The sequence below is a fragment of the Paenibacillus sp. Soil724D2 genome (assembly GCF_001427935.1).
Classification (GTDB): Bacteria; Bacillota; Bacilli; order Paenibacillales; family NBRC-103111; genus Paenibacillus_E.
Map to the genome: position 1 here is coordinate 443,547 of NZ_LMRY01000045.1, position 21,748 is coordinate 465,294.

Annotated in this window: 20 protein-coding genes and 1 pseudogene; 3 read left to right on the top strand and 18 right to left on the bottom strand. The window is 46.4% G+C overall.

Annotation, left to right across the window (positions count from 1 at the left end; translation table 11 throughout):
- Positions 1-39: 39 nt before the first annotated feature.
- From opp4C to ASG85_RS28730, 8 genes and pseudogenes are all read right to left on the bottom strand, one after another.
- The gene (gene opp4C / locus ASG85_RS28695) at positions 40-894 is read right to left on the bottom strand and encodes an oligopeptide ABC transporter permease (RefSeq protein ID WP_235550251.1); all 855 of its coding nucleotides are present in this window, start codon (positions 892-894) and stop codon (positions 40-42) included.
- A gap of 76 nt (positions 895-970) precedes the next feature.
- On the bottom strand, positions 971-1,921 hold the full coding sequence (locus ASG85_RS28700; protein WP_235549415.1) for an ABC transporter permease: 951 nt from the start codon (positions 1,919-1,921) through the stop codon (positions 971-973).
- Positions 1,922-1,945: 24 nt separating this feature from the next.
- Positions 1,946-2,920, bottom strand: coding sequence for an ABC transporter ATP-binding protein (locus ASG85_RS28705; protein ID WP_060648496.1), 975 nt, complete (start codon positions 2,918-2,920; stop codon positions 1,946-1,948).
- Positions 2,917-3,928 (bottom strand): annotated as a pseudogene (locus ASG85_RS28710) (ABC transporter ATP-binding protein). Before ASG85_RS28710 ends, ASG85_RS28705 begins: the two are co-directional and overlap by 4 nt.
- Positions 3,929-3,996: 68 nt before the next feature.
- A complete protein-coding gene (locus ASG85_RS28715) occupies positions 3,997-5,409 on the bottom strand; it encodes an amidohydrolase (RefSeq protein ID WP_060648497.1) in 1,413 nt (470 codons plus the stop codon).
- A gap of 20 nt (positions 5,410-5,429) precedes the next feature.
- Positions 5,430-7,094 (bottom strand): ABC transporter substrate-binding protein, encoded by a 1,665-nt coding sequence (locus ASG85_RS28720; RefSeq protein WP_060648498.1) that lies wholly within the window; start codon positions 7,092-7,094, stop codon positions 5,430-5,432.
- Between the two features lie 220 nt (positions 7,095-7,314).
- Entirely contained in the window at positions 7,315-7,821 is a 507-nt protein-coding gene (locus tag ASG85_RS28725) for a GNAT family N-acetyltransferase (RefSeq protein ID WP_057305974.1), read from the bottom strand.
- Positions 7,822-7,914: 93 nt separating this feature from the next.
- Positions 7,915-9,264, bottom strand: coding sequence for an LLM class flavin-dependent oxidoreductase (locus ASG85_RS28730; RefSeq protein ID WP_057305975.1), 1,350 nt, complete (start codon positions 9,262-9,264; stop codon positions 7,915-7,917).
- 191 nt (positions 9,265-9,455) lie between these two features.
- Between ASG85_RS28730 and ASG85_RS28735 the strand changes: the two genes are divergently transcribed.
- The 3 genes from ASG85_RS28735 to ASG85_RS28745 all read left to right on the top strand — a co-directional run bounded on the left by ASG85_RS28735 (position 9,456) and on the right by ASG85_RS28745 (position 11,868).
- Positions 9,456-10,241: a methionine ABC transporter ATP-binding protein gene (locus ASG85_RS28735; RefSeq protein WP_060648499.1), complete on the top strand. Its 786-nt coding sequence runs from the start codon at positions 9,456-9,458 to the stop codon at positions 10,239-10,241.
- Positions 10,238-10,906, top strand: coding sequence for a methionine ABC transporter permease (locus ASG85_RS28740; protein ID WP_057305977.1), 669 nt, complete (start codon positions 10,238-10,240; stop codon positions 10,904-10,906). Before ASG85_RS28735 ends, ASG85_RS28740 begins: the two co-directional genes overlap by 4 nt.
- Positions 10,907-10,980: 74 nt before the next feature.
- Positions 10,981-11,868: a MetQ/NlpA family ABC transporter substrate-binding protein gene (locus ASG85_RS28745; protein ID WP_060648500.1), complete on the top strand. Its 888-nt coding sequence runs from the start codon at positions 10,981-10,983 to the stop codon at positions 11,866-11,868.
- 586 nt (positions 11,869-12,454) lie between these two features.
- Here the strand turns inward: ASG85_RS28745 and ASG85_RS38295 are convergent.
- From ASG85_RS38295 to ASG85_RS28795, 10 genes are all read right to left on the bottom strand, one after another.
- The gene (locus tag ASG85_RS38295; protein WP_156390191.1) at positions 12,455-12,601 is read right to left on the bottom strand and encodes a hypothetical protein; all 147 of its coding nucleotides are present in this window, start codon (positions 12,599-12,601) and stop codon (positions 12,455-12,457) included.
- A 127-nt stretch (positions 12,602-12,728) separates the two neighbouring features.
- Complete coding sequence (locus tag ASG85_RS28755; RefSeq protein ID WP_235550243.1) at positions 12,729-13,532, bottom strand: carbohydrate ABC transporter permease; 804 nt, start codon at positions 13,530-13,532, stop codon at positions 12,729-12,731.
- Positions 13,533-13,562: 30 nt separating this feature from the next.
- Entirely contained in the window at positions 13,563-14,309 is a 747-nt protein-coding gene (locus ASG85_RS28760) for a carbohydrate ABC transporter permease (protein WP_235549380.1), read from the bottom strand.
- A 119-nt stretch (positions 14,310-14,428) separates the two neighbouring features.
- On the bottom strand, positions 14,429-15,796 hold the full coding sequence (locus ASG85_RS28765) for an extracellular solute-binding protein (protein ID WP_060648503.1): 1,368 nt from the start codon (positions 15,794-15,796) through the stop codon (positions 14,429-14,431).
- Entirely contained in the window at positions 15,793-16,734 is a 942-nt protein-coding gene (locus ASG85_RS28770) for an amidohydrolase family protein (RefSeq protein WP_082588289.1), read from the bottom strand. Before ASG85_RS28770 ends, ASG85_RS28765 begins: the two co-directional genes overlap by 4 nt.
- 113 nt (positions 16,735-16,847) lie before the next feature.
- Positions 16,848-18,362 carry an argininosuccinate lyase gene (argH, locus tag ASG85_RS28775; RefSeq protein WP_060648505.1) on the bottom strand — a complete coding sequence of 505 codons (1,515 nt, stop codon included), beginning with the start codon at positions 18,360-18,362 and terminating at the stop codon, positions 16,848-16,850.
- Positions 18,363-18,400: 38 nt separating this feature from the next.
- Positions 18,401-19,411 carry a 1-aminocyclopropane-1-carboxylate deaminase/D-cysteine desulfhydrase gene (locus tag ASG85_RS28780; protein WP_060648506.1) on the bottom strand — a complete coding sequence of 337 codons (1,011 nt, stop codon included), beginning with the start codon at positions 19,409-19,411 and terminating at the stop codon, positions 18,401-18,403.
- 11 nt (positions 19,412-19,422) lie between these two features.
- Complete coding sequence (gene cysK / locus ASG85_RS28785; protein ID WP_414858800.1) at positions 19,423-20,409, bottom strand: cysteine synthase A; 987 nt, start codon at positions 20,407-20,409, stop codon at positions 19,423-19,425.
- 27 nt (positions 20,410-20,436) lie between these two features.
- Positions 20,437-21,057, bottom strand: a complete 621-nt coding sequence (locus tag ASG85_RS28790; RefSeq protein WP_162257294.1) for a thioredoxin family protein — start codon at positions 21,055-21,057, stop codon at positions 20,437-20,439.
- 114 nt (positions 21,058-21,171) lie between these two features.
- Positions 21,172-21,651 (bottom strand): GNAT family N-acetyltransferase, encoded by a 480-nt coding sequence (locus tag ASG85_RS28795; RefSeq protein ID WP_060648508.1) that lies wholly within the window; start codon positions 21,649-21,651, stop codon positions 21,172-21,174.
- Between the last annotated feature and the right edge of the window lie 97 nt (positions 21,652-21,748).

Genomic DNA, 21,748 nt, shown 5'->3' on the forward strand with positions numbered 1-21,748 from the left:
CATCCTTTGCAGCAAATGGATGGAGCTTCATCTTCTTGCTTATTGCCGGGAATCCAGCGCGTCACGCAAGCCATCCCCCACAAAATTAATCGCAAGCACGGTAATCAAAATCATGGCTCCCGGCGGGACCCAAAGCCAGGGCTGATCCGTCAGCACAGTCAAGGATTGTGCATCCGTCAGCATGTTGCCCCAGCTTGCCGTAGGCGGCTGGACACCCATCCCGAGGAAGCTGAGTCCAGCTTCGCTCATAATGGCCGAGGCAATGCCGAACGTTGCATTGACGATAATAGGGCCGATCGCATTCGGGAATATATGCTGAAACAAAATACGCGGTGTGCTCAGTCCGAGCGCCACACCCGCCTTGACATAATCGAGCTGCTTAATAGCTAGCACACTGCCCCGGACCAATCGTGCGACGCCCGGCCATGAGAACAGGGCAAGCACGAGTATGATGGTCGTCATATTCGAGCCAAGAACACTGATGATGACCAGGATGACCATCAGAAACGGAAAAGCCATGAACATGTCCGTAATCCGCATGACGGCCATATCCAGCCATCCACCGAAATAGGCGGAAACAATGCCAATCAACGTGCCGAAGGTCACATAAAGAGCTACTGTTACAAAACCGACAATCAGCGAAATTCTCGTTGCGTAAATGAGACGACTCACCACGTCCCGCCCGACCTGATCGGTTCCCAGCCAATGCTTAGCCGATGGCGCCGCAGAGAAGATGCCTGTTACCTCTTTTGGATCATTGGGGGCGAGCAGCGGAGCCAGAAGTGCAACAAGAATGAGCAGCACGGTGACGATCAGTCCCGTTAAGGCCAGCTTGTGCCGGATGAATCGGCTCCAGACCTGACGGATCACGTTATCTGCGGCATGGTCATCCAAGGTTTCGACGAAAGCCTGCTGCAAATGACCGTTGTTTAGTTGATATTCGGATAAGGCCACGCCTTTCACCTCTGGATTAGTTGTAGTTGATACGCGGATCTGCAGCCGAGTAGAGAAGGTCGGTGAGCAAATTCGTCACGAGCACGATAAAAGCAGCCACAAGATTCAATCCCATCAAGGTCGGATAATCTCTGGAGAGGATGGATTGAATGGTAAGTTGGCCAATACCGGGCCACTGAAAAATTTGCTCAATCAGGATGCTGCCTCCAAGCAGCAGCGGGATCTCCATCCCGACCACCGTAATGATCGGTATAAGCGCGTTACGCAGAGCATGCTTATTCGTCACAATGAACGGGTGAAGCCCTTTGGATTGAGCCGTGCGCAGGTAATCCTGCTTCAATACGTCGAGCATGCTGGCACGCACATACCTCACCTTTTTCCCCGCTATGACGATTCCCAGAATGAAAACCGGAAGAATCATATGGCTAATGCGATCCCAGACTCCACCTGGACCTCCAAGAGTGATCATCCCGCCTGTTGGCAGCCATTTGAACTGAACAGCAAACAAATAAATAAGACCAAGTCCTAGAAAAAACTGTGGAATGGACGTACCGATAAAGGACAATCCCGTCATGATATAGTCGAACTTTGTATTTTGCTTAACCGCGCTTATGATGCCAATAGGAATGGCAATGAAAAGTCCGAACAAAAGCGCAGTAGAAGCAAGCAGCAAAGTGGGGCCCAGTCTTTCACCAATCATCTTCGTCACTGGCGCATAGGAACTGAAGGAGTAGCCAAGCTGACCGTGGAACAAATTCAAGAGCCATTTGAAGTACTGAAGGAGAAATGGATCGTTAAGTCCGAGCAATTCCTTTCTCAAGTCCAACAGTTCCTTTGGCGTATTCGGATCGATGAACATCTCCACGGGGTTCCCCGGCGCTAATTTAATAATGAAGAAATTAATAATCGTGATTCCAAGTAACACGGGTATGGCAATAAGCACACGCCGAACGATGTAGTGAAGGATCGTAACTCCCCCTTCTCAAGCATTCTAGTTTATTGGAAAATGGCAAGCAACCCCATGTCCTCCGCCAGTAAGTGGCGGCTCCTCCTGCCGGCATCGCTCCTGCACGTAAGGGCAGCGGGTATGGAATCGGCACCCTTGCAGAGGATTAGCGGGACTCGGCACATCCCCTTGAATAATGATCCGCTTACTTGAACGCAGCGTCGGGTCAGGCGCAGGATAAGCACCCAGCAATATTTGTGTATACGGATGTTTCGGATGCTTGAATAGTTCTTCCTTATCTCCAATCTCAACGATTTTGCCCAAGTACATGACGGCGATCCGCGTACTGATATACTTGACGGCTCCGATACCATGAGCAATGAACAAATAGGTTAGGTTTAACTCTTTTTGTAAATCCGCTAGCAAATTAAGAATTTGCGCTTGGATGGAAACATCAAGTGCCGACACCGGTTCGTCGCACACGATCAGCTTGGGCTCGAAAGAAATAGCCCGCGCGATGCCAATACGTTGGCGCTGACCGCCGGAAAACTCATGCGGGTACCTATTTTTGTAGGCGCGAGGGAGACCGACCATATCTAGCAGCCGATCCACCTTGCCTTGCACTTCATTCCGCTGGACCAAGCGGTGCGCAATGAACGGTTCGGCTAAAATATCATTGATCCGTTTGCGTGGATTAAGCGACGAATACGGGTCTTGAAAGATGATTTGCAGCTTGGTGCGAATGGGCTTCAGTTCTTTTTGCGTACTGTGGGTGATGTCTTTGTTTTGGAAAAGGATACGCCCCTCAAACGGATTTTCAAGCCGTACAATCGAACGTCCGATTGTTGATTTGCCACAGCCTGATTCGCCGACAAGCCCGACAGTTTCGCCTTCGTAGATGTTCAGACTAATGTCGTCGACCGCTTTGACGTAACCGACAGTGCGCGACACGATGCCTTTTCTAATAGGATAATACGTTTTTAAACGATCGATTTGCAGCAGTGGCGGATTTATGGTCATATTCCGACCTCCTGAAGCTGGGGAAGTTTGGACAGCACTGCTTGCTCCTGGGTGACCCAGCATCTCACCTGATGATCAGGTCCTACGGCTTTGAGCATAGGCTGTTCTTGCCGGCAAAGCTCCGTCGCCCAGACGCAGCGGGTGTGAAAACGACAGCCTTTCGGCATACGCTGAATGGACGGGACGGCTCCGGGAATCGCTGTGAGACGATTGCTGTCTCCCTCTACTCGCGGTATGGAGTTCAGCAGTCCTTGCGTGTACGGATGCAGCGGTTCGCGAAATAACGTGAACACATCTGCCTTCTTCCACGATTTGACCCGCATACATAACAACGACTTTGTCTGCCATCTCTGCTACGACGCCCAGATCGTGCGTAATTAGCATAATCGCAGCGCCGCTTTCTTCACGAAGATCCTTCATCAGCTCCAGAATCTGCGCTTGGATCGTCACATCGAGTGCCGTCGTAGGTTCGTCGGCTATGAGCAGCTTCGGCTTACACGATAGCGCCATCGCAATCATGATGCGCTGGCGCATCCCGCCAGACAACGTATGGGGATATACGTTCATGATCGCTTCGGCCTGGGGAAGGCCGACCTTGCGCAGCATGTCGATTGCGTAAGCTTTCGCTTCCTTGCGTGACAGGCTCGTATGCTGCCGGATCGTCTCCAGCAATTGATTCCCAATCGTAAAGACAGGGTTTAGTGAGCTCATCGGCTCCTGAAAAATCATCGAGATGTCCTTGCCCCGTAAGCGGCGAAGCTCGGATTCAGACCATGTAACTAAATCAGAGCCATTGAAGCGGATTTCTCCCTGCTTGATTCGCCCATTCTGGCCAAGTAGTCTCATGATCGACAACGACGTTACGCTCTTGCCGCAGCCGGATTCGCCAACAATCCCGATCGTTTCTCCAGGTCTAAGCTTGAAACTAATCTCATCCACCGAAGTCACTTCTTCCTGCCCCGTCCAAAAGACGGTTTGAAGCCGGTCAACTTCCAGTAAATACGTCATGTTTTCACACCGTCTTTTCTATTGGAATGGGCAATGACAACGCATGGCGTGTGGGGATATCCCCACACCTAAACAAGAACTGGTGCCTGTACGTCATTGGGAATGGCCGGTATGTAAGGCTTGCCTTGCGTTGACCGGAGAAACTCAGCTCTCGCCTGCGACAGCAAGTTCCCACCGTCGGTCAATAGATCGTAAGTGGATAGTGCCAACAGCTTGGCGGCATGATGCATACCCTTCAGTCCGATTGGCGAGCCGAAAGCAGCAGTTGCCTGCCAGGTATGCACCTGAACGCCAAATGGCGCGCAGGTGGTCGTGATTTGCCCGATTGGCGTAATCCACGAGACATCGCCCACATCGGTTGAGCCGCCGCCCGTGATTTTGGTGGTTGGCTGGTAATTGACGAATGAGGTAGGCAGCAGGTCACTTTCTGCCAAGCCCAGCTCATGCCTCCGCTTCTCCGCGTACTGCTGCAAGGAAGGATCTAGCGATGCTGCCAGAGAAGCTGCCAATTTGTGATCTTCTTCCGTAAATACCAACGGTCCTGCTTCATCCTTTTGACTAAAAAGAAGCTCGTTCAGCGTATTGTTCACGTTAAGATCATAAGCGCCGGCTTTGATCTCCCAAGTTACCTCCGTTTCTGTCATGAGTGCCCCGCCCTGTGCAATCTTGATCAAGCGCTCAAGCAGTTCATCGACATGCGCCCGATTGGCTCCACGGAGGTAGTACCAGACACTAGCTTTATCAGGAACCACGTTGGGTGCAACCCCGCCATTCGTGATCGTATAATGAATACGGGAGCCGTCGACCACGTGCTCGCGCAAATAGTTCGCCCCGATATTCGTCAGTTCCACGGCATCCAGCGCACTGCGCCCCAAGTGCGGGGCTGCACCGGCGTGAGCCGCTCGGCCTTTGAAGAAAAACTCAACGGAAGTGAGTGCTGAACTTGGCATGTTCCATGGCGTATTGGAATTGCCGGGGTGCCACGTTAACGCAGCATCCAAATCATCGAATACACCCGCTCGAGCCATGAACGTTTTGCCGGAAAGCACTTCTTCTGCGGGGCAGCCGTAATAACGGATTGTTCCAGGCAATCGCTCCTCATCGATGCGCTGCTTGAGTGCGATGACCGCCTCTACGCCTGCCGTGCCGAGTAGATTGTGCCCGCAGCCGTGCCCGGGGCCGTTCGGCGTTACAGCATCTCGTACCGGGCTTACTTTCTGCGATAATCCCGGCAGAGCGTCGAACTCGCCCAAGATGCCGATAATCGGCTTGCCGGAGCCATACTCTGCCACGAATGCCGTCGGCACGCTTCCTACGCCGGAAACGACGGAAAACCCGGCCTCCTGCAGCACGGAGATTTGCAGCTTAGAGGCGAATGCTTCCGTGTACGCGACCTCGGGATGCTCCCATATTTGCAGCGCCTGATCTTCATAAGTCTTCTTGTTCTCGTCCAGCCATTCAACCAATTGCTTCTTCCCCATGGGCATTCACCTCTACATCTTTATTTCTTCAAATCCCATTGATTAATGTTGTTAAACATACCGATATCCAGAGGCTTGCCGACGAGTACGTTTTTCGATACGGCTAACAGTCGTTTCTCCGAATAAACAGCCAGTGAAGGAACATCTTGGTGCAGAATTTCCTGCAGCTTATTATAAATTTCATGGCGTTTCGCCGGATCCGACTCTGTCTCACCCTTCGTGATCAGTTCATCCGCCAACGGATTTTTGTACTTCGTAACGTTACTCGTATTGTCGCTTTTGAAACCCGTAAAATAGGAGCTCGGCTCAATATAGAAATCACGTGTAAAAATTGTAAGATCGTACTCGCCTTTACGAACCTTCTGAATTAACGTCGCGAAGTCAAATTTTTGCACCTCGATTTTCAACCCGACCGCCGTTAAATTTTGCACCAAAATATCTGCCGCCTGTTCACGGATTTTGTTGCCGACCGGAATCAGGAACTGGATCGGTTTACTCGCATCCCATTTCGCTTCCTGAAGGAGCTTCTTCGCCTTTTCCGGGTCATAAGTATATTTCGCAATGTCTTTGTTATAGTACGGATGGTAACTTGGGATGCCCCCATCGATGATTTCTCCCTGGCCTTTGAGCAGCTGCTCCACGATAAGCTGGCGGTTCAACGCATAAGCGATCGCCTGACGTACCTTCGGATCGCTAATTTTATCCGTATTAAAGAAAATCTCAGGCGGAACGGATGGATTGCCTGACGCCAAATCAACATTGGGGAAGCCTTTAACCTTCTCATAATCTGTAATTGGAATAAGTCCAACAGGTAAGGAATTCAGTTGAATTTCGCCCGTTTGCAGTTGTGCTACCAAGTTCGTCGCCGGCAGCACTTTGACGAAAATTCGGTCAAGCTTAGCCACATCCAGATAGTAATTCGTATTTTTCACCACTTCCGCATACTGTCCCTTTGCAAAATTAGCAAATTTGAACGCGCCTATCGTTACATCCGGTTTTTGGAAATAAGGATTTGTTGCAAGCTGCTCGGGAGTGATATCTTTCAGAATATGCTGCGGCAGGAAGAATACTTTCGTACCAAAGCGCTCTTTGAAAATAAGGGGGTCTACCGGCGTTTTCGTTTTCACTTCAAACGTTTTGTCGTCTACGATCTTCAGACCGCTAATCTCGGTCTTCCCTTCGTCTAATTTACCCGCTGCGTTCAAGCCCTCAATGAAATTCAGTTTGAAATTCGTCTCCACCTTAGGATGAAGTGCTGTCTTAAGCGTAAAAGCCACGTCTGCCGTTGTGAACGGCTTTCCGTCATTCCATTTTGCCGCAGGATTCAATTTCACTGTAAACGTCTGATTATCCTTCGTTTCAACAGATTGAGCCAGCTTAGGCAAGAACTCAAACTTTTCATTCAAGTCCAGCAGTGAGTCGTTAATCAGAGCAATCACATTATCCGAAGCCGAGTCGCCCTGATCGTTAATTTGGTTTAACGTAACAGGCGCATTAACGATTCCGATATAGACCGTTTTATCTCCTTGAGACTGAGGTGCTTCAGAAGCTTTTGTCTTCTCTGTCGCCGCTTGTGCCTGGGTCTGCGAAGAAGTGGGCGCCGAGCTCGGCGAGCCGCAAGCGGAGATAACCAGCATAAGTGCAGTAATCGCATAGAGCATCGTGTTGCGGTAATAATGTTTCATCGAATAGAACCCCTCCAAAATTTGATTATTCCTATAGATTAAGTGTGTTTTATGTCCCTAAATTTACCATTCGCATATTTGGATTGTCTAATAGATTTTTCCGATCGAAAAATGGGTGCTTTCTATCGAGAAACGATCGAAGATTGATTTGCTTAACTTATACCATCGAAAATGGAGTAACAGTTCCAATATTGGCTCACGCTTTTTGCCTCCAACAAATTCATAATTCCTTCTCATACAAGCTTCCTCGCCAGCTAATCCTTCCATTACTCAAGTCAAAGGTGCCTTTATAAGTAAAACCATGGCTACGATAAAATGTATTCAATACCTCATTGGCAGCCATGCAATCGAGTCTCAAATATCTTTTGTCTTTGGATTTCACATAGTCTTCGATCCATGCCAGAAAAAAACTACCAAATTCACGTCCTGCTTGAGTTCTGCGAACCGCAAACCGGTGCAAATATCCGGATTCCTCGTTATGTAAATCTCCCCATACGCTGGGGTCAGACCATTGTATGGCGAAGCTTCCCACATATTCATTTTTGTATTTGGCTAGAAATATTTGTCTATTCGTAAAATAGTCCAAAACAACATCTCGGTTAAAATGTTCAGGTCTCCATTGATCTATACCCTTGGACTGCATCCAATAAGCCGCTTCAAGCCATATCGACAACACCTCTTCAACTTGAGATGGGGACGCTTCATATATTTCTAAATCCTGTAACATGTTCTTCCTCCTCGTAGTTGACTAACAGCAAGTAATTATTAACTTCTCCTAGGATAAAAAAGAACCTCACAGCCAAAAGCTGCAAGGGATGTGTTACTTATTGGATGCCGACTGCGTTAAGCTGTACCGGTTTTGCGGTACCGGCAAATTCAAATGATCGCGAAGCGTATCACCTTCGTATTCGGTCCGGAATAATCCTTTCGCCTGCAAAAGAGGGACCACCAGATTCACAAAGTCTTCCAAGCTGCTCGGCAGAAGTGGTGACATCAGCATAAAGCCGTCTACTGCTCTTTCTATAAACCATCTTTCTAAATTTTTAGCTATTTTTTCAGGCGTACCGATAAAGTCGTTGACGGTATAAGAGCCAGTTAACAAAGAGTACAGTTCTCTAAGTGTAGGGTTTTCTTTGATAACGAAAGGACGAAATTTCTCATATTCGAATCGCACACCCGTCAGTTCGCCAAATCCAATATCGAGCGTTTTAGTTTCCAGCGTATGCTCACTCAAATCCAAGCCTCCAAAATAATCGGTTAGAAACTTTAAGCCTGTTTCGTCGGTTATTAAAGATTCCAAGTAGGCAAGTTTCTGCTGCGCGATCTCCTCGGTTTCCCCAATTATCGGAGAAATGCCCTGCAATATATGCACCTCATCCGGGGATCGGCCGAATGCGACGACTTTACTTTTGAATGAGCGGTAAAATTCTTGCGAATCCTCGAGACTATTTTTATGGGAAAAAATAACCTCCGCACTTCTCGCGGCAAACAGTTGTCCAGGCTCCGAAGATCCGGCTTGAACCAACACTGGATGGCCTTGTTTGGAGCGATGAATATTCAACGGCCCCTGCACCGAGAAAAACTCGCCTACATGGCCCAGCTTATGAAGCTTGCTGCGGTCAAAAAACAGCCCGCTTTCTTTGTCACGAATGAAGGCGTCATCCTCCCAGGAATCCCATAAGCCTTTGATCACATCAATAAACTCTTCGGCCCGTTTATATCGAAAGCTATGTTCAAAGTGCTCACTGCCATTGAAATTCAAAGCTGTATTCCCGGACAAATCTCTAGTCGTTACAATATTCCACCCTGCTCTGCCTTTGCTAATGTGATCGACGGACATGAGTTGACGCGCCAGATTAAAGGGCTCCACATAAGAGGTAGAGGCTGTTGCTACAACTCCGATCTTCGAAGTTGCCCCTGCTAACGCTGTAATTAAGGTAATAGGTTCAAAGCGGGTCAAAATATTCGGATGCGATTCTTCATTGATTGCCAGGCTATCCGCAATAAAAGCGATATCAAACTTCCCTCTCTCCGCAACTTGAGCCAGATGTTTGTAATAATCAATATCTATGCTGGCATCTGCCTGAGAATCAGGATGTCTCCAAGATGCAACATGCATGCCGGTTCCTACTAAATAGGCTGACAGTTTTATTTGTCTTTTACGAGCCATGAGGCTTCCTCCTTCAAATCCGAGTAAGACAATGAATTTAGTTTGCTTTAATTTACCATCCTCTCGATTAACCGTCAATCCCTTGATGGGATGCTTGAATTAACACACAAAGAAATTTTCTTGACACATTTTGGGGGATCATTTAAATTAAACTAATATAATCGGATTAATCGGAATTAAGGAGGGTCACAATGATCGTCATAAAAAACCTCAATAAAACTTACCGAACATCCAAATCAGTCTTCACTGCATTAGAAAATATCAACCTTGAAATCGAAAAAGGGGATGTTTTTGGCATTATCGGCTTTAGTGGTGCTGGTAAATCTACGCTAATTCGGTGTCTCAACCGGCTGGAGGAGCCTGATTCCGGGAGCATTGAGATCGAGGGCAAGGTCATTACGGATCTGTCAGAGAAAGATCTGCGCCTGGCCAGACTGAAAATCGGCATGATTTTTCAACAGTTTAATCTTCTTGATTCTAAGACTGTGTTTGAAAATGTTGCTTTTCCCTTAAAAGTTGCAGGACATCCTAAGAACTACATTCGCCAGCGTGTTAGTGAAATACTGGATCTTGTAGAGCTGGGCGACAAAGAGAATGCCCATCCATCGCAGTTGAGCGGAGGTCAGAAGCAGCGGGTTGGCATCGCCAGAGCTCTCGCTAATGAGCCAGACGTTCTACTCAGCGATGAAGCGACATCAGCGCTTGATCCTCAAACGACCTACTCGATTCTAGAATTGCTAAAAGACATCAATCGTAAGCTTAATTTGACAATTGTGCTAATCACACATGAACTCGATGTACTGCAGCACATTTGCAAAAACTTTGCCGTCATTGAGAAAGGCAAAATCGTTGAGCAAGGATACGTGGACAAATTTTTCCTACATCCAGAAAGCGACACTGCCAAAAAATTCGTAAGAATCACCGATTTCTACCGGAACCAGCATCAGGTCAAAGAAAGGGTGAGTGTCAGTATATGATTGACGAATTAATCGAGTTAATTTGGCCGGCTCTTTTAGAAACACTCTATATGCTGTTCTGGTCTTCCATTTTCGCATTGATTATTGGTTCTGCGCTTGGCGTCACTCTGGTTGTAACTGAGAAGGGCAGCATTCTCGAGGCAACGAAGCTCCATAAAGTCATTAGTATGGTCATAAACTGCATTCGCTCTATTCCTTCAATCATACTAATCGTCCTACTGCTGCCTTTATCGCGTTTGATCGTCGGAACTACTTTGGGGCCTACAGCCGCTATCGTGTCACTTTCGATCGGTATCGCGCCTTTCTTGGGAAGAATTATCGAAACATCGCTCAAGGAAGTTAACATAGGAAAAATAGAAGCGGCAAAGGCCGTTGGCGCTAGCCCTTTTATGATTATTTTCAGAGTGCTCATCCCTGAAGCCCTGCCAGCGCTTGTACGCGGTGTAACAATTGCCATTATCGCTATCACTGAGTTTACTGCCATTGCCGGAGCCATCGGAGCCGGAGGACTGGGAAGTTTGGCAATCCGCTTCGGTTACCAGAGATTTCGTGAAGACGTACTCATCGCAACAGTCATTATCATTATTCTTCTTGTGCAAATTTTTCAGTGGACGGGAGATTACATCTCCAGGTCCATTCATAAAAAACGCTTCAAGCTTGATTAAAGCAATTTCATTATTGTTCCCACGGTTTCATAGCATTACCAAATATACATAAAAGAAATAGGAGTGAGTTTTTCATGATTAAAAGAGGACTATTTTCTATCGTTTCATTATTCGTCGTTTTTAGTGTTATCCTTGCTGGATGCGGTGCAAAGAGCAGCACTGAACCATCAAGCAGCCCCAAAGCATCCACGGCAGCATCAACTGCAGCAGCCCAAAGCAGCGCTCCAACAGAAGCGCCAAAGAAAGAAGTCACTTTAACAATTGGATCCGCAGAAATCCCACACTCCGAAATCCTTAATTTCGTAAAGCCGAAGCTAAAGGAACAAGGTATAAACCTTGTAGTTAAAGTCACGGATGAAGGTCTGTTGAATCAGCTTCTTAAAGATAAGCAAATCGATGCAAACTACTTCCAACATGTGCCTTACTTCGATTCTGTCAAAACGGAAAAGGGCTTCGACTTTGTGAATCCGATCAAAGTTCACGTTGAACCAATCGGCTTCTACTCTACAAAACTCAAATCGAAGGATGAAATTAAAGACGGCGCGAAAATCGGAATTCCGAACAACCCATCCAACGAATATAGAGCGCTTGTGCTTCTACAACAGCAAGGTTTAATCAAGCTCAAAGACGGTTTAACCACATACCAAGCAACACCTAAAGACATTGTCAGCAATCCGAAAAACCTAAAGTTTGTGGAAGCAGAGGCCCCCACATTAGCTAGATCTTTACAAGATCTTGATGGTGCGGTTATCAATACGAACATTGTTATTGAAGCTAAAATTGATCCAAAAACAGCCTTGTTCAGAGAAGACGCAAACTCTCCTTACACCAACGTAATTACCGTTCGCAAAGGCGACGAAAACCGCGACGAAATCAAAAAACTGGGCGCTGCTCTGACCTCTCCTGAGGTGAAGAAGTTTATCCAAGACAAGTATGGAGTTGCGGTAGTTCCTGCATTCTAATTAACTAAACGTAAAAGAAATTGTCCTTCAAGCCGGTTAAACGGTTTGGAGGACGCTTTTTTCTTGTTTGATGATTTCAAGACATATTAACTCACCTCGAAGCTAATGTTCCCGCATTTAAACCTCGACTTCAGTAGCGCCCTTTGACACAATAAGACCTCCGTCGATACCTCTTTGGCTGCTGCATCAAGCCGTATAACCGCCTGCCTGTAAAGCGAGTGGCTCTCTTTCCTTTTTGTCATCCCTCGATAAATTAAAGGTAATTCCATATTTTCAAACGCACTTAATCTCAGCAGCAAGTTGAGAATCCTTAAGAAGGTTAATTGCTTTACCATCAAGGTTATAAGCATCTCTATCTGCAACATCCAAACAACCTATAATGTTCATTAGCGTGGATTTAACAGAACCAGACGGGTCCATGATGGCCACGAATTCTCCATTCTCTTGTCATCTTGGAAGAGCGAATCACCTGCTCCCACGAAGCAACGGTTTCATTCTCAAGCTTCAAGTCGCTAACAATTCCCGCAACATTCACTAGAATATGAATTTCTGAAAAAGCCTCAACAGCTTTGTTTACCAAAAGCTTTCATGATGCAGCTGATGTAACATCAAGCTGCATGGCAATCGCTTCACTGCCAAAACGATTGATTTCATCGCCCAACTGATGAACAGATTCTTGTGCACTATACGTCAAAACGACTTTCGCGCCTTCCCATGCAAATAGACTTGCCACAGCAGCACCTTCTCAGTTCGCCGCACCGGTAATGATGGCTACTTTTCCAGATAATCTTCCCATTCCGCACACTCCTGTCTTTCATATCGATGATCCAGTGAAATGACGCGCTCTTTTCTTCAAACCGTTACTTGAACCCTGTAAGAGCTATACCCCGGATAATTTGTTTCTGAAAAATGAAAAACGTGACGATAAGCGGAATGACAGATAAGGAGGCTCCCGTCATGATCAACACCCAGCTTGCGCTGTCTTTTAATTCACTGGAGAAATAAGAGATTCCTACCGGAATCGTCAAGTGTTCTGGGGTTTGCGTCACAATCAGCGGCCATATAAACGCATTCCAACTGCCTAGAAAAGATAATATGCACAGCGTGGCAAGCGCAGGCTTTACAAGTGGAACTGCTATACGAAGGAGAATGTTCCACTCATTCATTCCGTCAATTCTTGCAGCATCCAGTAGATCCTCCGGCAATGATTCCATGAACTGCTTCATAAGGAAGATACCGAATGCTGAGATTAGGCCCGGAAATAAAATACCTACATACGAGTCTACCCAGCCGAGCTTCACGGTAAGCAAATACCATGGTATGATAAGCATTTCGGTAGGGACCATTAATGTGCTCAGAATAGCAGCAAAAATAAGCTTCTTGCCTCTAAACGAAAATTTTGCCAGGACATACCCGATCACAGTATCAAAGAAACAGACGCTTATCGTTGTTATGAAAGCTATGATGACGCTGTTTAGCACCCATTGTGAGAAAGGTGTCCGGATAAACACTTCCACATAATTAGACAATGTTGCTTGTCTCGGTAATAGGTTTAGCGTGAAAGCATCAGCCGGAAATTTCAATGATGTTGCTATCATCCACACAAAAGGAAAGATCATCCCCAAGCTTCCAACTGCTAATAAAATCAACCGGAACGTTTTCAATATAACACCCCCGTTATCCTAACCATTCCGTCAATAGTCGATCTTTCTATTTAGTATCTTCATCTGCAGAAGTGTCAGTGACAGGATAATCACAAACAGGATAATCGTTGCTGCTGCTGCTTCCCCCATTTTAAAATGCTTAAATGCTAAATTGTAAATGTAAAGGACTAATGAAACGGTAGAGTTCAAGGGGCCACCGTTTGTCATGTTCAGAACTTGCGTGAACGATTGCAGAAAGCTTATACTCGCGATCACGACCGAAAAGACGATCACGGGATTCAGCAGCGGCAGCGTGATGTGCCACAATCTTTGCCATGAGTTGGCGCCATCAATGGCAGCCGCTTCCTCATAGGACTTCGGTATCGTCTCCAGCCCTGTCAGGAAAATGAGCATTTGAAACCCGACATTTTGCCAAATCATAACGGCAATAATGACGTAGATTCCCTGTGACGGAGACCCGAGAAATAGCTGCGGTTCGAACCCAAGCTTAATCAGCAGAGCGTTCACAATACCGTTCTTCATTAAAGTCCAACGAAATACCCAACTTACTGCCACAACGCTTGTCACATAAGGGATAAAATAAAGTGTACGAAAAAATCCTTTCAACCGATTCACCCGCTGCAGCAGGAGCGCAATCACGAGTCCGACCAGAAGCTGTGCAGGCACGCCAATGATGACATAATAGAGTGTATTTCGGATCGACGCGATAAAAACTTCATCTTGAAATAAATGAGCAAAATTGTGCAAACCGACGAAAGGTTTCTCTTCCGAAAGCATATCCCACTCCCTAAAACTAATGTTAAACGAGTATAGGATAGGTACGATCCGAATGCTTAGGAAAAAGAGAAGCGGAATTAGTAAGCAACTGTAGATGAACAAATATTTTTGCCTAACCATTACTTTTTGTCCTGCTTGGCCCAATACTCATCGAATAGCTTTTGAGTTTTCTTGACCAGATCGTTAAAAGCTTTTTCATACGGAACCTTGTTCAACACGACTTCATCGACGGCCTGGGTGAAATAATCTTTCTCGAGTTTCTCATCCACGAAGTAATGCGCATGTGCATAGGAAAGCTGGCTAATGAACGGTCCTAATTTCTCATCCTTCGTATATTTATCTTGGAGTGCTACTTCTTTTTTTGCCGGTAGCTCCCCTACCTTTTCCGCCCATTGCTCCTGAACTTCTTTACTTGTCAGGAACTGCAAGAACGCTGTAGCAGCCTCGAGCTTTTTGCCCTGCACATTTTTAGTAATCGCGTTCGCCCAGAACGAAACCTGAGTAGCTTTATCTTTATAGGAAGGCAGAGGCGCAATGGCATAATTAAGGTTCGGAGCGTCTTTTTTAATTCCTCCCAGCTGGAAGGAACCGTCGATGTTCATCGCTGCATAGCCGCCTTTGAAGGCCGTTATGTCATCATTGTAAAAGTCTTTGGTACCCACTTGATGAACAAGCGACAAGTCAATTAAATATTTGAATGCCTCTAACCCCGCAGGGGATTCATTCCATAGAATCTGACGACGGTCATCGCTGATATCTTTACCTCCGGCTTGGTAGATCAACGCATCCCGGAACCAATGGTGCAGCTGCGCTCCCGGCTGCCAAGCCATACCCTCAACGACGAATTGGCCATTCTTATCTTTTTCCGTTAACTTCTTCCCAGAAGTGATGAGCTCATCCCACGAAGCAGGCGGTTTACTCGGATCAAGCCCTGCTTTCGTAAATAGATCCTTGTTGTAGAACAACGCAAGTGTCCTGACCGCCGTCGGAATCGCAAAATATTTCCCATTTAGCTTCGCTGTTTCAACAAAAGGGAAAAACTCCGATTTAATTTTCTCTTCGGAGAATACACTATCCGGCAGAGGCTGCAAGAATCCCGATGAGACATATTTGGGCAGCCATCCATAATAGAGATTGATGACATCAGGTCCTTTGCCGGCTGGTACGAGCGTTGCTACTTTCTCGTTGTATTGATCATACGGAAAATTCGTCTGTTTCACCGTAATATTAGGATATTTTTTTTGAAAATCGTCGATTAATTTGGTAATGAGTTCCACCTTCGCTGGATACTGATACTGCCAGTATTCAATGGTCACTTTCTCATCATTACTTGCATTGGCCGTAACCGCTGCCTGAGGTGCGATCGTATTATTTGCAGATGGAGTCGGTACTGGTTTACTATCGCCTGCCGAGCATCCGGTTAATAGAACAATGAATCCTAACGATGAAACAGCAGCTCTTTTGGCCGTATGGTATGTGGTTGTCATGATCTTCTTTCCCCTCCACTTATAAGTGAATATGTACCCACTTGCAGTAACTTTCTTGCATTATTTCCGAAAATAAGTTCAATATCTGATTCATTGAACCGAAGATCTCTACAGACTCGAACCTGGTCCTGCAAATACCGGTATACGAATCCTCTAGGGAACGTGCTTGAATCTGTGCCAAAAATGATGCGTTCAGGTCCAATCAGTTCATACGTCTTGCGAAATAACGTCTCCAGCGTCAATTCATAAGGGCTCCACCGAATCCACTGATTAGATCCAGAAGTATCAATATATACATTCGGGCAGCTCCAACATAAGTGCAGCAGTTCCTGAAAATAACCGGCTCCAAAGTGCGGAATGATAAAAGGGATGTCTGGATATTCTCTGGCCACATTGAAAATCGCCAGCGGGTTGATGTTCAAATGCTGAACAATTCCGCCCGTGTGGCCTAATAGGCCAAAATGGATCAAGACCGGAAGCTTCCTCTCAGCCAGAAACCGCCATACCGGAATCAATCGGGGATCATGAAACGGAATCTCTACGAGCGGTCCGAATATCTTGTAGCCTTTCAAACCTAATGTATCAACAGCTCTTTGGAGCTCTTCCGCAGCATTCGGCTCTTCAATGGCATGATGGGCAAATCCTGTCACACGATCCGGATATTTACGAATTTGTGCGGCCAGATCATCGTTATTCCATGCCGTTAAGAAATTGATCCCGCCGATCGAATATCGATCCAATTCATCGATCCATCGATCAATGAGCGGGCGTTTAGCCTCCTCTTCATTGTCGGGCTGGGAAGGAAAATCCCAAGTCAAACGCATACGCTCGGATCGCTGCGCCTTGTGACGATCAATGAACTCATTGCGTGAAGCTAATGGCCATGGATAAGGTAAATGAGCATGAATATCAAAAACACGGAAACCATTTTTAAACACAGCCATCATCCTCCTTTTGTAATGTCTCCAAGAATATATAAAAAAATAGATGAGTTATCTCCTCTTTGCAGAAGAAAACTCATCTCCGGATGTCCGGTCAATTGATTGATTTATTATGCTAGTTTTGCAAGTTTATCGAGTGCGCGATCCACTATCTCATGTGAGTCGTATATCGCGCTTCTTTTACTAGCGAGCCATTCTTTTTCAAAGTCTATTCGCTGCGCTTGTCCAATCAATGCCCGTTCCACCTCTGATGGATTCGGCCCGCCGATAATCTTTCGGACGCTGATGAAATTCCTGGGATTCAAAGCAAGTTTTAGCCTTTCTTCACTAATTTCCAGCTTTCGTCCAATGACTTCAGATGCGGCATCGTTTAGCAGCTCTAGGGAAAGATAACGTTTGGAATTCCCGAATTCCAACGCTTTTCGTACCACACGGCTGACAATGGAATGTGCAGTTCGAAACGAAAGCTGCTCCTCACGTACTAACGTATCCGCAAGCTCGGTAACAGTGGAAAAGCTCTCCTCTGCTCTTGCCTCCAGCACTTCCTTATTAATCGTAAGAGTTGCGATGACATTAGCAAGCAACCGATAAATGGATTCAAGTACAGCAAGGCTTTTCCACGCGTAGGGCTGCATATCATCTTCGGTATCAACAATATCGCCAAACGGTGTATTATGAATCATAGTCAACACAGTCTGTGTGAGACCTACACAACTGGACAAAAGCGAGCGCATATGTTCAATAGATACAGGATTCCGCTTCTGCGGCATGATGGAGCTGATCTGCACATAGGGAGCCGCAACTTTCAGAACGGCAAATTCCTGCGTGCTCCAAAGCAGCAGTTCTTGTACGAAACGGCCTAGGTTTATTGCGGCAAGTTGAACACTTGTTGCGATTTCACCGACGTAGTCCGCTCCGCTAACCGCGTCGTAGGCATTTTCAATAAGCTCGTCAAATGCAAGTAATTCAGCCATACGCTCCCTGTTCACAGGGAATCCGGAAGTTGTAAGAGCTGCAGCTCCCATACTGCTGCGGTTGCAATTCGAATAGGCAGATTGCAGCCGACGGATATCCCGGCTAAGCGAGTCAGAAACTGCTGCTGTATAGTGACCTAGCGTCGTAGGCTGGGCTTGCTGTGTATGCGTATAGCCAATCATAATCGTATCGACGTGAGAACGTGCAAACTGCATCAAATTCTCCTCCAGAAATAGAGCGGATGCCAATGTATCCAGAAGCTTTTTCCTCAGCGTGAGTCGATAGATCGCTATTCCCATATCATTACGGCTTCGCCCTAGATGCAAATTACCAGCAGCTTCTCCAGCCAATAAGTGCAATTGCTGCTCGACCTCAAAAAACAGATCCTCGAATTCTCCCGTGTAAGAAGATTCCCGCAACCGGTTCACATCCATTGCCTTTAAGGAGACTGCAAGAGTATAGGCATCATGATCACTAATTAACGATTGCTCCCACAGCATAATAAGATGCGCTTTATTAATGTCCATCATGGGACTCAGCAATTCTTCCTTAGCATGGTCATATGCGGGACTTAACACAACTTCCGCATACGTTTTCCCAGGGAACTTATGGTCCTGATCTAACGTTGGAATAGGTACTTGATGAGGCATATTTTATATCAATCCTCCCTCTTGTCGGCTCCAACTCATTATTCCGATCCATAATGAAACAACAGAGGAAGCCCGCCGGTATGCATAAAGACCACCGCGTCATAATCACTTAGCTCTCCGGAACGCCCTTTATTTATTAGTGCTGCCATGGCTTTCCCCGTATAGACCGGGTCCAGAAAGATTCCTTCCGATTGAGCGGTTATACGGAGAGCCTCGCTGCCTTCCTTGGTCATTTTGGCATAGCCTTCTCCGATAAAACGGTCTTCAATCCAGATATGATCTGTGGTCACCGCAGCAGAAGAACCGGCAAGTTCTAAAGATTCGTTTACGAGCTGAACCGTCCTTTCTTTCTTGATCTCCGTTTTTCCACTAATACTTACCCCAAGAATGTCAATTTTAAATGGGAATGAAGTTAATATCGCTCCAGAAATTAATCCGGCAAACGTTCCGCAAGTCCCTGCTGCTACGGCTACAAGTACACGGCTTACATTCGGATCTAACTGCTCCAACTGACTTCCGAGCTCCTGCAGTGCCACGATATAACCTAACGTACCGAGCGCGTCAGTCCCGCCTTCGGGAATAATAAAAGCTTTTCCCCCTTCAATGGCAATATCTTGAGCAATCTCACGCATCTTATCATTCATATATGGTTGATTCGATTGACTGATGGGAGGTTCAACAAAAGTGATTTCCGCTTGTAAAATTTGATCCAATAACAGATTTCCGCTGGTGCGAGGCAGATCCGATTGACCATTTAAAACTAGGTGCACCTGCAAGCCGAGCTTTCTAGCGGCTGCGGCGGTCAAATGAGCGTGATTCGATTGGGCGGCGCCAGTCGTAATAATATGAGTCGCTTGTTCAGCAATAGCTCGACCCAAATGAAATTCGAGTTTTCTTGCTTTATTTCCACCGCCCCCTAGCCCGGATAAATCTTCCCTTTTCACGAGAATCCTGGTGCCCAATCGTTCAGATAACTGTCTTGCTTCCTGTAAGGGGGTAGGCCATTCTCCTAATTTGACACGGGGTAACAATTCTAAGTCTGTAGTCATGTCAAGTCCTCCTATTGGGCATTGAGCAGCTTGAACTCGGCCTGTTTATTTTCGGGTGTTTCTTCATCGAATAAACCGATGCTTAGATAGCGCTCGCCGGTGTCTGGTCCAAGAGCAACCACACGTTTGCCTTTGCCGAGCTTACGCGCTACCTGAATGGCTGCCCAGACTGCCGCCCCAGTTGAAGGGCCGGCAAGAATGCCCTCTTTACGTGCCAGATCCTTTGACGTTTGCCATGCGTTTTCGTCAGAAATATGGATAATATCTTCCAAAATTTTCGTATTAATAACTTCGGGAATTTGCGGCGGGCTAATCCCGTATATGTTATGCTCTCCAGGCTCTTCACCTTCAAGGACTTTAGAATTTTCAGCTTCAACGAGATATACCTTCACATCAGTCAATGTTTCTTTAAGTCGTTCACCGACACCCGTTATCGTACCGCCTGTTCCTGATGTAGCCACGAAGGCATCCAATCTTCCATCTGTTTGCTCCAAAATTTCCTCGGCTGTCGTCAACCGGTGAATCGCTGGATTGGCAGGATTCTCTGACTGCTTGGCGATAAAGCTGTTGGGCACTTCTTGATGAAGCTTCTCCACTCGCTCTTTCACTGCATTAATATCTTCATCTGCTCCGAAAGTGACGATTTTGGCACCGAACGCGTGCAGAAGGTCAAACCTCTCTTTATTGTATTTCTCACGGATAAAGATGATGCTCTTATAGCCAAGAACCGCCCCGATTGAAGCCAGTCCAATCCCTGTATTGCCGCTTGTAAGTTCGATAATCGTACCGCCGGGCTTTAACAGACCGTCTTTCTCGGCTTGCCGGATGATCCCGTACGCCGTACGATCCTTAACGCTCCCGCCAGGATTATACGATTCTAACTTTAGATAAATCTCTGCATCATCTTCACTTGCAAGATTATTAATACGCACCATCGGAGTTTGACCGATCAAATCGAGAATACTGTCACACAGCTTATTTCTATCTCCCACACTTATTTCCCCTTCCCAGTAGTAATTATCGACTTAACCGAGAATGGAACGGATAATTTCGATAATTGCAGTCTTTTCCTGCTCGCGAGCTTGTGGGCGTTGTTCTTTTAAATAATCGAACAACGATTTCCTTACGTCTTCATCCAACTCGGAAAGTGCCTTACCCCGTCCGTCCCATTCTGGATGAAGATTCCAAAAATCCTCTTTCCAACCGCTGCTTAGATCAGTTATTTGGTCGGGGCGTTCTATGAACAAGCCTAATTCCTCTCCCGCACCATTAAAAAACACATAGGTTGGAATATGATTTCGCCCATCTTCGTGCAGATAAGCGGCAGCAATATCTTGATTGTCTGGATCCCGCAGTAGAATGTGCAGCTTCAACTTACCCGTTTCGTGTTCGATTTTACCGAAAAGCGGTAAATTCGCAACAACATCTCCGCACCAGTCGTGGGCCAGCACCAAGACATTCACCTGCCCTGAAAGCCCCTCGAAATAAGCTAATTCTTGCTCGCTCAATGTGTACTGTTCGAAATTCAGTTGAAGTCTATCAACATTTACCTTTGCGCTGTTAATAAATTGCTGGTAAGTTAACGCTTCCTGAAAAGCCCGCTCCCTTCTTTCCTGCGAAATTCCTTTTGTTTTTTGAATGCTCATAATCGTCATCCCTCCATAAAAGTTTTTCATTCCCTCGGGACCACCATATAAAAAAAGAGACAAAACAAATGAATTGTTCGTCTCCGGTTGTCCGGTTCTATGCAGAAGTCCCCTTCATTTTGTTTTGCCGGGAACGTGCACCAAGTCCTTCTGATAGGCAAGCACAAGATCCCAATTTCCGCTGAAGATTGGAATACGGTAATATCCAACCCGTTCATAGAGCGCAGCCGCTTCCGGTTGTTTGGGGCCGGTCTGCAACTTAATGCTGCTGTAGCCAAATTCAATCGCCAAGCGATCAATCTCGGAAAGAATCGCTTGCGCCACTCCCTTACGTCGGTAATTGGCGCGAGTATACATCCGTTTGACTTCTACCGTAGAGTCATCCAATGGCCGTAACGCACCGCATCCAACTGGAATACTTTCAATTCGGGCGACCACAAAAGCAGCACGCGGCACTTCGACGTCAGATGGATTGAAGCCTGCGCTTCCATCAGAGTCATAGAGCACTCCCAGTTCCGTGCTGAGTTCCCAGATCAATTGCTCTGAGTCTCTGCTTCGAACATCCTCTGGAGCAGCTGTAATCTTCAAGATCATAGTTTCATCCCTCCAATATCCAATAATACATAGCGGTTATATCGGTATTGTCTATCTTGATAAATTTACCATCTCTATGAAAGAGCGTCTAATTGGT

Coding starts and splice junctions, on each gene's coding strand:
- ASG85_RS28765 (WP_060648503.1), bottom strand. CDS start 15,796: ATGACAACCACATACCATACGGCCAAAAGAGCTGCTGTTTCATCGTTA.
- ASG85_RS28730 (WP_057305975.1), bottom strand. CDS start 9,264: ATGGCTCGTAAAAGACAAATAAAACTGTCAGCCTATTTAGTAGGAACC.
- ASG85_RS28795 (WP_060648508.1), bottom strand. CDS start 21,651: ATGATCTTGAAGATTACAGCTGCTCCAGAGGATGTTCGAAGCAGAGAC.
- ASG85_RS28790 (WP_162257294.1), bottom strand. CDS start 21,057: ATGAGCATTCAAAAAACAAAAGGAATTTCGCAGGAAAGAAGGGAGCGG.
- argH (WP_060648505.1), bottom strand. CDS start 18,362: ATGCCTCATCAAGTACCTATTCCAACGTTAGATCAGGACCATAAGTTC.
- ASG85_RS28725 (WP_057305974.1), bottom strand. CDS start 7,821: ATGTTACAGGATTTAGAAATATATGAAGCGTCCCCATCTCAAGTTGAA.
- ASG85_RS28715 (WP_060648497.1), bottom strand. CDS start 5,409: ATGGGGAAGAAGCAATTGGTTGAATGGCTGGACGAGAACAAGAAGACT.
- ASG85_RS28745 (WP_060648500.1), top strand. CDS start 10,981: ATGATTAAAAGAGGACTATTTTCTATCGTTTCATTATTCGTCGTTTTT.
- ASG85_RS28760 (WP_235549380.1), bottom strand. CDS start 14,309: ATGCTTTCGGAAGAGAAACCTTTCGTCGGTTTGCACAATTTTGCTCAT.
- ASG85_RS28720 (WP_060648498.1), bottom strand. CDS start 7,094: ATGAAACATTATTACCGCAACACGATGCTCTATGCGATTACTGCACTT.
- ASG85_RS28780 (WP_060648506.1), bottom strand. CDS start 19,411: ATGACTACAGACTTAGAATTGTTACCCCGTGTCAAATTAGGAGAATGG.
- ASG85_RS28740 (WP_057305977.1), top strand. CDS start 10,238: ATGATTGACGAATTAATCGAGTTAATTTGGCCGGCTCTTTTAGAAACA.
- ASG85_RS28735 (WP_060648499.1), top strand. CDS start 9,456: ATGATCGTCATAAAAAACCTCAATAAAACTTACCGAACATCCAAATCA.
- ASG85_RS28705 (WP_060648496.1), bottom strand. CDS start 2,920: ATGACCATAAATCCGCCACTGCTGCAAATCGATCGTTTAAAAACGTAT.